Source organism: Paenarthrobacter sp. NEAU-H11, from assembly GCF_050573415.1.
Classification (GTDB): domain Bacteria; phylum Actinomycetota; class Actinomycetes; order Actinomycetales; family Micrococcaceae; genus Arthrobacter.
In genome coordinates this window covers 238,270-253,403 of sequence record NZ_JBNZGA010000003.1, presented here as the reverse complement: position 1 = coordinate 253,403, position 15,134 = coordinate 238,270, and the positions used below count along the sequence as shown (strand labels likewise).

11 protein-coding genes are annotated in these 15,134 nt (G+C 67.2%); 3 read left to right on the top strand and 8 right to left on the bottom strand.

The window, feature by feature from the left end; translation table 11 throughout:
- Window positions 1–53: 53 nt before the first annotated feature.
- The gene (locus tag ACQ3DC_RS05900; protein ID WP_430751773.1) at window positions 54–701 is read right to left on the bottom strand and encodes an AmiS/UreI family transporter; all 648 of its coding nucleotides are present in this window, start codon (window positions 699–701) and stop codon (window positions 54–56) included.
- Between the two features lie 205 nt (window positions 702–906).
- Here ACQ3DC_RS05900 and gdhA point away from each other — a divergent pair, with 205 nt between their 5' ends.
- Window positions 907–2,244, top strand: a complete 1,338-nt coding sequence (gdhA, locus tag ACQ3DC_RS05895) for an NADP-specific glutamate dehydrogenase (protein WP_321214634.1) — start codon at window positions 907–909, stop codon at window positions 2,242–2,244.
- On the opposite strand, the gene ACQ3DC_RS05890 is transcribed toward gdhA, so the two are convergent.
- From ACQ3DC_RS05890 to ACQ3DC_RS05875, 4 genes are all read right to left on the bottom strand, one after another.
- Window positions 2,241–3,932 carry an alkaline phosphatase D family protein gene (locus ACQ3DC_RS05890; RefSeq protein ID WP_430751772.1) on the bottom strand — a complete coding sequence of 564 codons (1,692 nt, stop codon included), beginning with the start codon at window positions 3,930–3,932 and terminating at the stop codon, window positions 2,241–2,243. The two genes, gdhA and ACQ3DC_RS05890, sit on opposite strands and share 4 nt — an antisense overlap.
- Before the next feature lie 95 nt (window positions 3,933–4,027).
- Window positions 4,028–4,771 carry a ThuA domain-containing protein gene (locus ACQ3DC_RS05885; RefSeq protein WP_430751771.1) on the bottom strand — a complete coding sequence of 248 codons (744 nt, stop codon included), beginning with the start codon at window positions 4,769–4,771 and terminating at the stop codon, window positions 4,028–4,030.
- Complete coding sequence (locus ACQ3DC_RS05880; protein WP_323057520.1) at window positions 4,771–5,907, bottom strand: Gfo/Idh/MocA family protein; 1,137 nt, start codon at window positions 5,905–5,907, stop codon at window positions 4,771–4,773. The genes ACQ3DC_RS05885 and ACQ3DC_RS05880 overlap by 1 nt, the downstream gene beginning before the upstream one ends.
- Window positions 5,908–6,059: 152 nt before the next feature.
- Complete coding sequence (locus ACQ3DC_RS05875; protein WP_157240577.1) at window positions 6,060–7,058, bottom strand: LacI family DNA-binding transcriptional regulator; 999 nt, start codon at window positions 7,056–7,058, stop codon at window positions 6,060–6,062.
- Between the two features lie 475 nt (window positions 7,059–7,533).
- Here ACQ3DC_RS05875 and ACQ3DC_RS05870 point away from each other — a divergent pair, with 475 nt between their 5' ends.
- The gene (locus tag ACQ3DC_RS05870; RefSeq protein ID WP_157240579.1) at window positions 7,534–8,823 is read left to right on the top strand and encodes an ammonium transporter; all 1,290 of its coding nucleotides are present in this window, start codon (window positions 7,534–7,536) and stop codon (window positions 8,821–8,823) included.
- 130 nt (window positions 8,824–8,953) lie between these two features.
- Here the strand turns inward: ACQ3DC_RS05870 and ACQ3DC_RS05865 are convergent, their stop codons facing one another.
- Window positions 8,954–9,628 (bottom strand): hypothetical protein, encoded by a 675-nt coding sequence (locus ACQ3DC_RS05865; RefSeq protein WP_430751770.1) that lies wholly within the window; start codon window positions 9,626–9,628, stop codon window positions 8,954–8,956.
- A 103-nt stretch (window positions 9,629–9,731) separates the two neighbouring features.
- Window positions 9,732–13,235: an SNF2-related protein gene (locus ACQ3DC_RS05860; RefSeq protein WP_430751823.1), complete on the bottom strand. Its 3,504-nt coding sequence runs from the start codon at window positions 13,233–13,235 to the stop codon at window positions 9,732–9,734.
- Window positions 13,236–13,491: 256 nt separating this feature from the next.
- On the opposite strand from ACQ3DC_RS05860, the gene ACQ3DC_RS05855 reads away from it, so the two are divergent.
- Complete coding sequence (locus tag ACQ3DC_RS05855) at window positions 13,492–14,343, top strand: DMP19 family protein (protein WP_157240583.1); 852 nt, start codon at window positions 13,492–13,494, stop codon at window positions 14,341–14,343.
- 75 nt (window positions 14,344–14,418) lie between these two features.
- Here ACQ3DC_RS05855 and ACQ3DC_RS05850 read toward each other — a convergent pair whose 3' ends face one another.
- Complete coding sequence (locus ACQ3DC_RS05850) at window positions 14,419–15,012, bottom strand: DUF5655 domain-containing protein (protein WP_321214631.1); 594 nt, start codon at window positions 15,010–15,012, stop codon at window positions 14,419–14,421.
- Between the last annotated feature and the right edge of the window lie 122 nt (window positions 15,013–15,134).

Genomic DNA, 15,134 nt, shown 5'->3' with positions numbered 1-15,134 from the left:
ACCTCCAGCCGGCGGATCCGGCAGAAACTGGTTACGGCAGTATGCCACGGCGGCTAGCGCCGCGGCTCCCGGGGCAGGGCGGCAACGGTGCCGGGCTTATCCGGTGCGCGCCATTCGCCCGCAGGCTGCCGCCGCGCCAGTACCCCCGCGGCAAGGAAGAGAAGTCCCAACAGCCCGGCGGCGCCGGCGGCAACGTGGGCGCTGCGCGGCCAGAGCCCGGCCATTCCCAGGAAGGCCGGCACCGTGGCGGTCACCTGGCTGGCCAGGACCAGTGCCCAGCCCATGTAGGGGTCCAGTCCGCTCCGGCCGCAGGCCAGGGAGGCGAACATCAGGCCCCAGAGCACCGCCCACGCCAGCCACAGCACGGCGAGCAGGGGATCGGCAGGAAGCCAGAAGAAGGCAAGCAGCACGGCAACGAACGCAACCATCCCGCAGAACCAGCCCAGGCCCTTCGCCCCAAGGCCCAGCAGGATGTCCAGGCCCGCATAGGCGTAGGTCAGCCCGAACAGGAGGATCCCTGCTGCCGTCGGCGCTGTGCCGGCCGCACCGCCCAGGGACAGCACGACGACGCCGAGCACCAGCTGCACGATCCCCACCACCAGGCCCAGGACGGCTGCGTCGCGGCGGGGCAGGTGCCCCAGGGTGGCGAGACCGTTGACCAGCAGTGCTGCACCGGAGAGGAGCAGGCAGACGTACGGCATCAGGACGCCCCGCCGCCCGCCGGAAGCGCCGACGGAATTATCGCTAAGTGGAATTTTTCTGTCACAATACGGAGGTTAGGGCATTGTGATTGGGGCCGCCTAACAGTGGCCGGTCGCAATCAGTTAAGTTGAAGCGTAAACTATTTGGGACGACGCCGCCCGCCGCGTGGCTGCCCAGTGTTACGCCCACGGTGAGGAAAGATTCATGGATGCACGGCTGGAGGCCATCAGGGACACTGTCCTGGCCAGGAACCCCGGCGAAGCGGAGTTCCATCAGGCAGTAGTTGAGGTCTTTGAAAGCCTGGGGCCCGTCCATGACAGGCATCCCGAACTCCTTGAAGCCGCAATCCTGGAACGGCTCTGCGAACCGGAGCGGCAGATCATCTTCCGCGTGCCGTGGACTGATGACCAGGGCCGGGTGCAGATCAACCGCGGCTTCCGGGTGGAATTCAACTCGGCGCTGGGCCCGTACAAAGGCGGCCTGCGGTTCCACCCCTCGGTCTACCTGGGCATCGTCAAATTCCTGGGCTTTGAACAAATCTTCAAAAACGCCCTCACCGGCATGCCCATCGGCGGCGGCAAGGGCGGCTCGGACTTCGACCCCCGCGGCCGCAGCGATGGCGAGGTGATGCGGTTCTGCCAGTCCTTCATGACCGAGCTGTACCGGCACATTGGTGAATACACCGACGTCCCGGCCGGCGACATTGGTGTGGGCGGCCGCGAAATCGGCTACCTGTTCGGGCAGTACAAGCGCATCACCAACCGCTACGAATCCGGCGTCCTTACCGGAAAAGGCATTTCCTGGGGCGGATCCCTGGTCCGGCCGGAAGCCACCGGCTTCGGAACCGTGATCTTCACCCAGGAAATGCTGAAGACCCGCGGCACGTCCTTCGACGGCCAGCGCGTGGTGGTCTCAGGCTCCGGAAACGTGGCCATCAATGCGATTGCCAAAGCGCAGGCGCTGGGTGCCACTGTGGTGGCCTGCTCCGACTCCTCGGGTTACGTGGTGGATGAGGCGGGCATCGACGTCGCCCTTCTTCGCGAAGTGAAGGAAGTGCAGCGGGGCCGCCTGAAAGATTATGCCGAACGCCGTGGCGGCGTGTCCTACGTGGACGGCGGCTCCGTCTGGGAGGTCGATGCCACCGTGGCGCTGCCCTGTGCCACCCAGAACGAGCTCGACGGCGGTGCTGCCGCCCGGCTGGTCCGCAACGGGCTCCTTGCCGTCGGCGAAGGCGCCAACATGCCCTCAACCCGCGACGCGGCGGCAGTGTTCCAGCAGGCCGGCGTGCTGTTCGGTCCGGGCAAGGCCGCCAATGCCGGCGGCGTTGCCACGTCGGCGCTGGAGATGCAGCAGAACGCCAGCCGGGATTCCTGGTCCTTCGAACATACCGAGGAGCGGCTCACCGACATCATGGTGGGCATCCACGACCGCTGCGCCTCCACGGCTGACGAGTACGGCGATCCGGGCAACTACGTGCTCGGCGCCAACATCGGCGGGTTCGTGAAGGTAGCGGACGCCATGCTGGCCCAGGGCCTGATCTAGGAGGGCAGGACGGCAGCATTCCCCGCCGTCCTGCGTGGAGCGACGGTTATCTCGGCCACGCGTTCCAGGCGGGGGTTGAGGTTGTCGCCGCCGTCCACCACGCCCCGCTGCCACCACAGCTTCAAGCCCTCCGGCACCACTTCGAGGCAGGCCAGGTTGTTGTCGAACCATGGGCCTTTGATGCCGGACCAGCGGAGGGGCGGATCCGGAACCCTGGCGGAGCGTGCCGCCAACGCCCCGATCGGCGCGGCCAGGCCGTAGGACATCACGGCGCCGAAGGAGCGCATCAGCCGCGGGAGCGGGTTGCGGATGGGAGAGCAGACCGCCTGGATGATGCGGCTTCCCGAAGACCGCTCCACTTCGGAGACGTAGGAAAAATGCACGTCGCCCGACAGGAAGGTGACAGTCTCCGGCGCCGGACCGCGCGTCCCCTCTGCCACCTCCGCGGCCATGGCGGCCATCCGCCGGAAGCTGTTCTGGAAGGCACCCCAGTGCTCCAGGTCTACCGCCTGGCGCAGTTTCTCGCCGACCCGTGCCGGGAGCCTGCCCCATGCGCCCTCGGAGACTGCCTCGTCCCAGGCTTCAAGGTGGTGCAGGCCCATCGGCAGGAGGAACGGCAAGGACGTTGCCACGAGCAGGTGCCGGAACCCGCCGCGCATCCGGGCGTCCAGCCAGTCCATTTCGGCGTCGTCCAGCAGGGCCCGGCGGTCAGGGTCCAGGTTCCGGGCGGCACGGGAATCAACCACAAGCAGCCGGGTGTCGCCGAAGTCGCGGCAGTAACTCCACCGGTAGGTTTCCGGATCCTGGTCGGCCCGTTCGGCGAAACTGTCCAGCTCAGCGCTGATGTCCGGTTCGCCGTCCCCGCGGCGGGATGTGATCTTTTGCCAGATCACATCCGCGGCGCGCTCCTGCGGGGACAGGTTTCCCAAATGCTGGTAGACCCAGTACGAGGCCAGTCCGGCCACAATGCGCCCCTGCCACCAGGCGGTGGCCTGCATCGCCTCCCGCCAGCTCCTCGACGAGTTCCAGTCGTCCCGGATGTCATGGTCGTCGAAAATCATGGCACTGGGCAGGGTGGACAGCAGCCATCTGTTCGCGGGGTCGGACCATGCCAGGTGGTAGAGGTGCGCGTACTCCTCGTAGTCCTTGAGCTCTTCGCCGGGAGGCGCCTCAATATCACGCCGGGCCTTGATGAATTCCTGCATCTGTTCGCTGGTTAAATCCGCGTAGACCTGGTCCCCGAGGAATGCCACCAGGTCCGGCCACGGCTCCCCGCCGCCGCCGGAACTCATCGCCACTGCGTAGGCCCGCAAAGCGTCCACGCCGTGGCTCCGGTTGCCGGACTCGTCGTGCGGGACGCTGGTGCGGCAGGAACCGAAGGCCAGGCGCAGCGGCTTGCCGGGTTTGAGGGTGGCGATCACCGGCGGCAGGAACCCCGTCCCGGGGTCGGGCCACACCGGCACTCCGTTGACGGACACCGTGTACGGTGTCACGGATCCGGGCTCCAGGCCGTCCACTTCCACCAGCGCGTAGTGGTGGCCGTGGACGGCGAAGGTCCGGGCTTTCCACTCCCCGGCACCGGCGCTGACCGTCACGCTGGCGTTGTCCCGGGTTTCCACCCAGATGCTCGCCGAGGTCTGGTCCACGTACCGCATCATGGGGCCTAACACCAGTGCCGGGGTAGTCATCCCTCAGTTGTACCCGCTGGAACCGGCCCCGGCTATGGGAAACCCGCAGCTGCTGTCGTCAGGGTTGCCATGCCGGAGGCCGGCTGCAGCCATCCTTAGCTGAACCAGTCCCGGGCGGGGTTGGTGACCCCTGGGGCCGAGCGGTGCAGGCCGGGCTGGGCCGCCCACTTCACGCCGTTGGCCAGGACCCGCTGGACCTGCGGGTGGTGGTACACCGGGTATTCCTGGTCGCCGGGGCTGAAGTAGAAGATGCGGCCCTTGCCCCGGGTGAAGGTGACGCCGGAACGGAACACCTCGCCGCCCGCGAAGGAGCTGATGAAGATGAGGTCGTCCGGCTCCGGGATATCGAACAGCTCGCCGTACATCTCCTGTTCGGGGATGACGATGGGGCTGTCCACGCCCTCAGCGATGGGGTGCGAGGGCTTCACGGTCCACACGAGCTCGCGCTCGCCGTCGTTCCGCCAGGCGAGCGAGCAGCTGGTGCCCAGCAGCCTGGTGAACACCTTGGCGAAGTGCCCCGAGTGGAGCACGATCAGGCCCATGCCGCCGAGGACGTGCCGGTGGACGCGTTCGACGACGGCGTCGCTCACCTCATGATGGGCCATGTGTCCCCACCACAGCAGGACGTCCGTCTCCGCGAGCACCTCCTCGTCGAGGCCGTGCTCATCGTTCGTGGCGAGGACCGCCGTCGTAATCTCCGCCTCCGGGTAGAAGGAACGGAGCCCGGCGGCGATGGCACCGTGGATGCCGTCAGGGTAGATCTCCCCGATGTGGGGCGGCTCGTTGATGGCCTCGTGGACGCCCTCGTTCCATACCCGGATCTTCAGTTTGCCGTTCATTAGAGCCGAACCTCCCTCTGCTCCAGCGCTGACTGGTAGCACGCGTCGATGATCTGTGCCCGGTAGAGCGCCAGGGAGCCGTCATGCCCGCCCCAGACTGCCTCGCCGCCCCGGACTGCCGTGACGAAGTCCTCCACCACTGCATCATGGGCGCGGCCCGGCAGTACCGGCGGGACGTAATCGGCGCTTTCGCCGTCCTTGTCCGTGAACACCCGCAGCTGGCCCACGGGCGGGAAAGGCGCGCCCTGCACCTTGAGCTCCGCGCCGCCGTCCGTTCCGTAAATCGTGAAGTCCAGGAGGTCGTCCGTCTCCCGGTACGTGGCCCAGCTCGCCTCGATCACCAGGGTTCCGCCGCCCTCGAGCCGGAGGAACGCCGAGGCGAAGTCCTCCACGTCGAAGGCGTGGCTGGATGCCAGGGCGGAGTAGGCGCTGCCGCCTCCCCGCCCCTGTGGTCCCAGTTCCGAATGGGTGGCCGCCGAGACGGCCACCACTTTCGGTTCGCCCAGCAGGTGCAGGGCGTAATCCAGGGCGTGGACGCCGATGTCCGCCAGCGGTCCGCCGCCGGCAAGCTCCGGGTTGGTGAACCAGCTGCCCAGGGTGGGGATGCCGGAGCGGCGCAGCCAGGATGCCTTGGCGTAGTACGGCCGGCCGAGCCCGCCCGCATCGATGACGCCCTTCAGCGCCTGGATGTCGCCGCGGCGGCGGTGGTTGAAGGCGACGTCCAGGACGCGCCCGGCCTTGCGGGCAGCGTCAACCATGGCTTGGCCTTCGACGGCGTTGCGGGCGATGGGCTTCTCGCTCAGGACGTGGATTCCCCGTTCCAGGGCGGCGATGGTGATGGGGGCGTGCAGGAAGGTTGGCACTGCCACGCTGACGGCGTCCAGTCCGCCGTGGTCCAGCATGTCCTTCCAGTCCGCGAAGGCGTTCGGAATGGCGTATTCGGCCTGCAGGGAGTCGCGGAGTTCCTGCTCCATGCCGGCAAGCGAAACGATGCTGACGCCGTCAAGGGCGTGGTAGGCCTTCAGGTGCTGCTGGCCGGCCCATCCGATGCCTACCACGCCCACCCGCAACGCTTCTGCCGGTGCTTCTTCGGGAAGGGCGGCGGGCTGCACTGACGGCTGCTGCTCGTTGATCAAAGGGGTGCTTCCTTAACTGGTTGGTGGCGGAGGGGGCTCTGTGAAGCCGGTTGGAATCGATTCCAACCCGTCGCGCCGCTGAAGGCTGCCGCAGGTTTGGAATCGATTCCAAAAGTCTTGCAGCCGCCGTCGAGGACTGTCAACCCCTGGTGCTAGCCCTTCGTGGAGTCGCGGACCACGAGCTCGTGGGGGAGGAAGGTGCGGCCTCGGCGGTGTTCGCCTGGCTCAGTCATGCGTGCGAACAGCGCTTCAAAGGCCACCCGGCCCATCTCGTAGGCGGGCTGCCTGATGGTGGTCAGTTCAGGGACGCACATTTCCGCCTGGACGGAATCGTCGAAACCTGCCACGGCGATGTCGTCCGGAACCCGCAGGCCGGCGTCGGTAATCTCGCGGACGCATCCGGCGGCCACAGTATCGCTGCCGCAGAAGACGGCATCGGGCAGCGGGTCCAGCAGCAGGAGTTCCCTGGTGAGGCGGCGCCCGGCATGGAAACCGAACTCGCCCTCAGCGAACAACAGGTGCTCCGGCTGCAGACCCGCCTCCCGGACGGCAGCAAGGAATCCTTCCTCCCGCAGCCGGCCGGAGCGTGCCGCCCTGTTGCCGATCATCGCCAGGCGCCGGCTGCCCGTTGCCAGGAGGTGCCGGGTGATGTCCACGGCGGCCCGCCGGTCGTCGATGGAAACACCGAATGCCGCCTCGGAATCGACGATCTCGCAGACCTGGACAACGCTCAGTTGCCCTGCCAGTGCCTCAACATCGGCGTCCGGCATGGTGGGCGAAAAGAGGATCAGGCCGTCCACCGAGCCGTTGCGCAGCATGTCCACCAGCTGCTGTTCCCGCTCGAGGTCCCCCGAGGTGGGTGCGATGAGGCTGACATAGCCGGACAGTGCCGCGGCGTCCCCGAAGCCACGGAAGGCTTCGCTGATGACAGGGGAGTCGAGGCTCTTGGCGAGGGCCAGCAGGCGCATGGTGCGGTCGCGGCGCAGGTCGCGGGCAGAAGCCAGCGGCCGGTAGTTGAGTTCGCGGATGGCACCCTTGACCTTTTCCTTGCTCGCAGCGCTGACTGCCGGGCTGCCGTTAAGGACCCGTGAAACTGTCCCGACCGACACTCCTGCCGTTTTGGCGACGTCCTGGACTGTCGCTCGCGCCATTCCCTCTTCCTTCCGCGACCATTGCACCTGGGTCCTCGCTGCCGTGCCCGTGCATGCAGTGCAGTGGCGGTTTTCCCAGCTTAGCCGCAGAGCCCTCGCGGCCTGCCACCTATGATGGCCGACATGGGCGGCCAGGCCCGCGATGAGGTCCTCGGAACACTCGCACGAGTGATCGCGACCCGGTTGCGGCGCTACCGCACGTCTCCCGTGCCGCAGCAAACCGTCACGGCGGCCCTGGGGGAGGACCCTGCGCTCAGAGGGACGCCTGAAACTCGCTGGCGGATGACCGAAACGATCATTTAACACGCCGGAAACCCACCCCGAAATAGCCGCCATACAGTTGGAACCAGACGGCAACAGCCGCCCCTCCGCTGAACGTGGTCTCTCCATCCGCGTCCCTCCCCCGGAGTGCCTCCACGGAGCGGCTCTGACGGCAACTTACCGTTCTCTCTTCGCATCTTGAAAGGGGTTTCCCATGGATTCGGGAAATGTCGCTTGGATACTGGCCAGCTCGGCGCTGGTCTGCATGATGATCCCCGCCCTCGCCCTGTTCTACGGGGGCATGGTGGGGTCGCGCCGCATTCTCAACATGATGATGATGTGTTTCGGCGGCGCCAGCCTGGTGGCTGTCCTCTGGGCACTGTTCGGGTACTCGATGGCTTTCGGCAACTCGGTTGGGGGGCTGGGGCTGATCGGTGACGTCACCGAATTCCCCGGCATGGGGCAGCTGCTGGCCGCGGATGAGGAGGCGTCCATCCCGGTCATCCTGTTTGCTGCCTTCCAGCTGTTCTTCGCCTGCGTCACCACGGCGCTGGTGGCAGGCGCCGCAGCGGGCCGCATGAAGTTCGGCGCCTGGATGCTGTTTGCCGGCATCTGGGCCACGATCGTCTATTTCCCTATCGCGCACTGGGTCTTCGCCTTCACTTCGGCGGATGGCAGCGTGACCGGCGGCTGGATCGCCAGCGGGATCAAGGCCATCGACTTCGCCGGCGGCACCGCCGTGCACATGAACGCCGGCGCGGCAGCACTGGCCCTGGCCCTGGTGCTCGGCAAGAGCTCCGGCTGGCCGAAAGTGGAGCACGCCAAGCCGCACAGCCGCCCGCTGGTACTGGTTGGCGCCGGCCTCCTCTGGGTGGGCTGGTTCGGCTTCAACGCCGGCTCCGCGCTGTCCGCCGGCCAGTCGGCGTCGGTGGTTCTCCTCAACACCGCCGTAGCTGCCTCGGCCGGCCTCCTGGCCTGGTCCCTGGTGGAACGGCTCCGCCGCGGGGCAGCCACCAGCATGGGCGCAGCGTCCGGCCTGATCTCGGCGCTCGTGGCCATCACCCCCGCCTGTGGCGCGGTAAGCCCGCTGGGCGCGCTGGCCATCGGGGCGATCGCCGGGGCCGTATGCTCGCTGGCCATTGAACTGAAGTACCGCCTCGGCTACGACGACTCGCTCGACGTTGTGGGCGTCCACCTTGTGGGCGGCATCCTGGGCACGCTCCTGATCGGCCTCTTCGCCACCGATGCTGCCCCGAACGGGGTCAGCGGACTCTTCTACGGCGGCGGCGTGGAACTGCTCGGCGTCCAGGCCCTCGCCACTGTCACGGTGCTCGTTTACTCGTTCGGCATCACCTGGATCCTCGCAAAGATCCTGGACAAGACGATTGGCCTGCGGATCAATCCCGAGGATGAGATGCGCGGCATCGACCTCGCAGCACACTCCGAGCTCGCATACCTTACGGATGAGGATCCGGTGGAGCTGGGCTCTCCGCAGCGCGTGTAGGGATTCCCAGGAAGTCCGGGTGCATGCCATCCGGATCACGAGTCAGGCAGGGGGCCAACCTCCGGACCGGTGCCAGCAGCAGCTGGCTTATAGTTCCGAGGACTGGCCCTTTGTCATGCCCGGGCCGGTGTTAACCGTGTGCCTTGTCCTGTCCGCCATGGCGTGCCCGGAAGGCGTAGACCAGCAAGGCAGTGCCCGCCAGGATCATGACGGCAACCACCACGAAGTCCGCGGCGAGGAGCAGCACCGTGGACTGCAGCGCGAAGATCACCCCAAGCACTGCAAGGACAGCGGCGGGAATCAAGGGCCACTTCATCCGCCCGGCCTGACCGGCCGCCGGGACCGGAACGAGGGACAGCACGCCAAAGGTGGCAGCCAGGCCCAGGAACAGGACGGCGGCGGTGGGCATACCCTGCACCTGAGGCGGGAGTGCCACGACGAGTGCCAGCGTGAACATCACTCCGCCCGGGATAACGGCCCACCAGTTGTCCGGCTGGCGAAGGTAGACCGCAGCAAATCCGGCTGCCATGGACAGGAACAGGAAGACCGCTCCGGCGCCGCCGCCGGTGAGCTGGGTGGCGGCGACAACCGCGGCCAGGCCCAGGAACACCGATCCGGGGATCGCCGCCCACCAGAACTCCCGGCCGCGAACAAAGAGCGATACGAATACAGCCCCTACAGCGGCGAAGATCACTATCGGCACATAGGCCGCGCTCTCGATCACGTCGAGGAGGTCCAGCAGCAACAGCACACCGACCGCTATCAGGATGACGCCGGTAATGATGCTTGCGTTTGCCGATTTCACTATTCGCCTCCAGGAAGCCGGCAGGCGCCCCGGCCGCTCTGCCGGTTTCAGGTTACGGTGCCTCCCCGAAGCGGACGTAGGGCACAAAGCCCCGCCTTCGCCGCTACTCCTTGAACAGCCCGGCCAGGTCTTCCGCAGTGATGGCTCCGCCGGCAAGGGCGTCGCCTTCCATGACATCGGAAAACAGCTGCGACTTGCGGGCCTTCAGGGCCATGACCTTTTCTTCGATGGTGTCCTTCGCCACGAGCCGGTAGACCATCACGTTCCGGGCCTGCCCGATCCGGTGGGTCCGGTCAACGGCCTGCGCCTCCGAGGCCGGGTTCCACCAGGGGTCCAGCAGGAACACATAGTCGGCCTCGGTAAGGTTCAGCCCGAACCCGCCGGCCTTCAGCGAAATCAGGAACACCGGAGCGCTGCCGTTCTTGAACTCGTTGACCACGTCCGCGCGGTTGCGGGTGCTGCCGTCGAGGTAGCAATACTCGATCTTTTCCTCGTCCAGCCGCTCCCGCACCTTGCCCAGGAAACCGGTGAACTGGCTGAAAATGAGGGCGCGGTGGCCTTCCGCTACCAGGTCCTCCAGCTGCTCGAACAGCACGTCCAGCTTGCTGGAGCGCACGCCCGAGAGCGACGGGTCGATCAGCGAGGCGTCCAGGCTGAGCTGGCGCAGCAGGGTCAGCGACTGGAAGATGGTGAACCGGTTCTTGTTCACGTCCTCGATCAGCCCCAGGATCTTCTGCCGCTCGCGCTGCAGGTGGGTCTGGTACACCTTCTGGTGGCGCGGGTTCAGCACCACTTCCAGGATCTGCTCCTGCTTGGGCGGCAGGTCCTTGATCACCTGGTCCTTGGTGCGGCGCATCATGAGCGGGCGGACCCGGCGGCGGAGCTTGTCCAGCTGCGCCTTGTCACCGTTCTTTTCCACCGGCTTCTGGTAGTACTCCGCGAAGCGCTTGGGGCTGGAAAAGAGCCCCGGCGCAACAATCGATGTCAGGGCCCAGAACTCCATGAGATTGTTTTCCAGGGGCGTGCCCGTGATGGCCAGCTTGAACGCCGCCGGCAGTTTGCGGGCGCACTGGTACGCCTTGGACTGGTGGTTCTTCACGAACTGAGCCTCGTCCAGCACCAGGCCGGACCACGTGCGGGAGGCATAGGACTCGTAATCGATCCGGAACAGGGCGTAGGACGTGATCACGATGTCCGCCCCGGCCAGGACCTCCGCGGCGTCCTGCCCGCTCTTTCCGAACGTCTCGCTGACGGCGTGCACCTTCAGGCCGGGCGCAAAGCGCGCCGCCTCCGCGGCCCAGTTGCCCACCACGCTGGTGGGGGCAACCACCAAAAAGGGAGCGCCGGCGTCGGGCTGGCCGGCTGAAGCGATGGCGCCGGTGAGGCTGTCACCGCTGGGACGAGCGCCGGCGTCGGACACTGGACTCTCTGCCGCCGCCAGCGCCAGCTCCTTGGCGGCGCACATCAGGGCCAGCGCCTGCACGGTCTTGCCGAGGCCCATGTCATCCGCGAGGATGCCGCCCAGGCTGTGCCGGTACAGGAAGGTGAGCCAGTTGAAGCCTTCCAGCTGGTACGGGCGCAGCTCCGCGTTGAGGGTGGCGGGGAGCGGGAGGCCGTCCATGCCGCCTTCGAGCAGGCCCCCCACCGCGGACCGCCACGCGGCCGCCTGCTCGTCCACGACACCCAGCTGGGCCAGTTCATCCCACAGGCCGGCCTGGAAGCGGCTGATCTGCAGCGGCGCATCCTTGTTGTCCTGCAGCGAGCGGGCTTCCTCAATGAGCGCGCGAAGCTGGTGCAGCTCGGGCAGGTCCAGGGAGAAGTAGGCGCCGCTGGGCAGCAGCATCTTGGTCTGCCCGGCGGCCAGGGCGGAGAACACCGCGGCGAAGGACACCGGCTGGCCTTCCAGCGAGATCTGGATGCCAAGGTCGAACCAGTCGCGCTGCTCGGTGGCCTTGGTGGAGATGGACACCACCGGAGCTTCCTCGGCCTCGCGGTAGTCGGCGATGTCGCCCACGGTGTCCACCTCGACGTCCGGGGCTTCGCGCAGGCGCGGCAGGACCTCCTCGGTGAAGGCCAGGGTGTCCAGGCCCGTCAGTTCGGCGGAGGCCGCGAGCCGGGGGGTGCCCCAGCCGCCGGTGGCGGACTCGCCCAGCGCCGGCACCATGTCCCACGGCTGGCCGATGCCTTCCAGGATGCGGGCCTCGGCGGTGTCGTCGCGGTAGCCGTGGTCGCCGGGGTGGCGCCAGAGGGGCTGGGCCGTGACGAGGTTTCCGCTCTTGTAGTGCCACTCCCAGTGCAGCCGCACGCGGTGGTCCGCGCCGTAGTTTGCCAGCAGGGACAGGGTGGGGACTGCGAGCGCCGGCAGCTCGACGGATTCGTCCCTGGCAGTGACCCGGGCAGTCTGCTTCAGCTTCGGATAGAAGCCGGTCAGGAAGCGCGATTCGTCCTTGGCCGGAATGTGCAGGGTGCTGCCGGCCGTCACGAACGCGAGCAGCTCCTCGCTCAGGCCGCTTTCCAGCGGTGCAAGGGTGATGATCCCGTCGGGGTCGGGCACGCCGGGCAACGACGCTTCTCCGGCGGTGAAGAAGATCCCGTGGGCGGGCCGGCCGATGGTGCCCACGGACGCCGGATCAACCTCGGCCCCCTCCACGGTGATGGCGGGCGCCAGTTCCAGCCCGCCGTCGGCAGCTGTTGTGCCTTGGGAACCCGCCCCGGCGGCGGAGGGTCCGGTGCCGGGGGAGCCGTAGCGGCCGAGGTTAAGGCCGACGGCGGCAGGGGCTTCGGCGAGCCGCACAGGCTCAGTGCCGCGCGAGTGCACCAGGGTGAGGCCGATCTTGCGGGCGTCTGCCAGCAGGCTCCACAGGTTCTTGCCGGCGTAGGAGTTCAGGCCGAGCCAGAAGCCGGAGGGGTTGTACGTCCGGCCGGCCGCGGCGGAATGGCTGGCCAGGAACTCCTGCATCCACTCCACATGCGCCGGGTTGCACTCGCGCCGGAAGTTCAGGTAGTTCAGGGTGGTCCAGGAGACGTCACCGCGGATCCACTTGCCCTTGGCGCCCATGATCACCGGCCGGGCCTTGAGCTGGCGCACGCTGCGGAGCGGGTCCCGCCGGCCTGTGTAGGAGAAGTGCGGGGCGGGTTCTTCGATCTCGAATTGCAGCGCCAGCGGAACACCCGTGCTGGGAGGTGCGGTTCCCTGCGAGATCAGCGGGCTGAGCGCCTGCTCCCAGTCGGACAGGGCGGGAGCGGACGGGCTGCGGGACAGCTGTGTGGACGTTGACGGCGCCAGCAGCTGCACGCGGATGGCGGGGTTGTCCTCGGCGGCGAAGAGCAGCGCGGCCACGTGCTTGCAGTCCTTGCGGACCGGGCAGCTGCACACGCCCACGGTGCAGCTCCAGCCGCCTGCCTTGCGGACCAGCTTGGCAGTGGTGGAGTAGGGCACATCCGCCCCGCCGCGGACCTTGCCCAGCATGAGCCCGGTGGCGGCGTCGAACGAAATGCCCGAGACGCGGCTGCCCATGGCATACGCCAGCCCGGCCGCCAGGGAACGGTCGTTGATGGCGGGGGTTTGTATTGCCAGTGCCGTACTTTCGTCCGGTTGGGATGGAATGGTGCGCGCTACTTTCAGCAGGCCGCGGCGGGCCGCGGCCGGTGGGTGGTTATCTGATCCATCTTAGTTCGCCGGCCGGGCGTGGCGTGCCGCCGTTCCCGCGGCTCCCGCCCTTCGCCGGCTGCCCCGGCGCCGGAAACTTCGCGGACCCGGAAACTTCGCCCGACGTTCATTTCTTCCTCAGCAACACGTCGGCCCGCCCGACGTAGCGTGAAAACGTACCCTGCACCACCCGTCAACAGCAGTGAGGATTTCCATGATCACCAGCCAGCAGCCCGTCGTCCTGACCAGCAGCAGCATCGACTCAAGCGACGAGGACGTCGTAGAGGCCAACGTGAGCATCGTGGATGCCATGCACACCGCCCTGCTCCGGACCGAAGAGATGTCACCCGTGGCCGTCCGCAGCTACTACGTGGACTTTTACCTCACCCAGGCGCTGGAGGGCGGTTTCGCGCAGTACGTGTTCACCGCCGTCGACCGGTCCGAAACTGACACGCTGATCCGCGAAGGCATGGCGGGCATGGGCGCCGCCGCCCACCTTGACCTCTTCAACAGGGCAGTTGAGGCGTTCGACGACCTTTCCGAAGAAGACGAGGAGAACTACCTCGACGGCGGCCTGGATGACACGCAGGACACTCCCGAGGGCGTCCTCCGGATGGAGGAGCTCGACGGCGAGTTCGAGGAGCTGCTGGAGAGCGAAAACATCACCGCGCTTAACGCTGCCTGGCTGCGCGGCCAGGCGGAACTGCTGGTGCTCGACGACGAAGAGGTCGGCGCGTACATTGAGCGCCTGGCGTCAATGATCACCGACCTGCCCGAGCGCAAGGCCCAGGCCGAAGCCGAAGCGCTGGAGGAGGCTCCCGACTTTGAGCTCATCATCCGCGAGCTCTGCAGCGTTGCGGGGTATGAGCTCCTCAAGATCACCATGGGCGACCCCAACTACGTCCACGACGGCGAGCGCGTCCTGGCGTGGCACTTCTCCACCGATCACGGCGACTTCCTCATGGTCGAGGAAGAGGACGAGGCCTACATGATCAACCCGGAAACCCGGGAGATCGTGGCCGCGGTGGAGTTCGAAGAGGCCGACACCGAGATGGCCAACGCCTAGGAGCGTTAGCGGCCGGGCATTGACGGCCCGGGCCGCCGTACTCCAGGCGCGCCCGGGTCCCGTGCCCTTGGCCTGTCAGCGGTTCTGCTGCAGGGCGGTCACGAGGATGTCCAGCAGATCCTCATCCACCTGGTCCACGGATGTCAGGCGCACCTTCCGGGTGAAGGGATCGTCCGCCCGGGTCCTGGCTGCCTCGATCCTGCCTTCAGCAGGGCCGTCGAGCCGGAGGGTCACATCCACTGCCGTATTGGTGGTGCGGGTAACCTGGGCAAACTTGCGCCGCGGGCTGTGCAGTGAAACGTAGCCCTTCCGCATCTGGATCTGCACGCCTTCGGTGGCGGACGCCCAGCCCAGGATGGCGTCCGCGATGGGCCGCAGCCGGGGGTGGCCGGCGTACTGGCCGTCGAGCAGCTCATCGGCGTCCCGGAGCATGAACTCCGGGTAGCCGAACATTTCCCATGACACCGCATACCGGGCGTAACCCGTCACCCCGAAGCCGTCCCGCATCCAGGTGCGGAGCCCGTCGTCGTCCTTGATGCCGGCCGCGCGGGCCTGACCTGCCCAGTGCGCGGTGTCTTTGCCTGTCTTCCGCAGAAGCAGCGCCTTATTGTTGTCCACCATTGTTTGCCAGGTGCTGGCCTTCTTTGTGGGTTCCGGATCCGTAGGCATGGGTCGATCGTAGCGCCGCCGGTCCCGGCCGTCCGGCAGCCGGTGCGGCCTCCTGCAGCAGGGCGTGAAAAAAACTTTTGGCCCTCCGTAACCTTTCCGCCTTCCCCTGCGATGTAGGAGGT

Excerpts from the sequence above, each read along its gene's own strand:
- ACQ3DC_RS05900 (WP_430751773.1), bottom strand. The coding sequence starts at position 701 with ATGCCGTACGTCTGCCTGCTCCTCTCCGGTGCAGCACTGCTGGTCAAC.
- gdhA (WP_321214634.1), top strand. The coding sequence starts at position 907 with ATGGATGCACGGCTGGAGGCCATCAGGGACACTGTCCTGGCCAGGAAC.
- ACQ3DC_RS05890 (WP_430751772.1), bottom strand. The coding sequence starts at position 3,932 with ATGACTACCCCGGCACTGGTGTTAGGCCCCATGATGCGGTACGTGGAC.
- ACQ3DC_RS05885 (WP_430751771.1), bottom strand. The coding sequence starts at position 4,771 with ATGAACGGCAAACTGAAGATCCGGGTATGGAACGAGGGCGTCCACGAG.
- ACQ3DC_RS05875 (WP_157240577.1), bottom strand. The coding sequence starts at position 7,058 with ATGGCGCGAGCGACAGTCCAGGACGTCGCCAAAACGGCAGGAGTGTCG.
- ACQ3DC_RS05870 (WP_157240579.1), top strand. The coding sequence starts at position 7,534 with ATGGATTCGGGAAATGTCGCTTGGATACTGGCCAGCTCGGCGCTGGTC.
- ACQ3DC_RS05855 (WP_157240583.1), top strand. The coding sequence starts at position 13,492 with ATGATCACCAGCCAGCAGCCCGTCGTCCTGACCAGCAGCAGCATCGAC.
- ACQ3DC_RS05850 (WP_321214631.1), bottom strand. The coding sequence starts at position 15,012 with ATGCCTACGGATCCGGAACCCACAAAGAAGGCCAGCACCTGGCAAACA.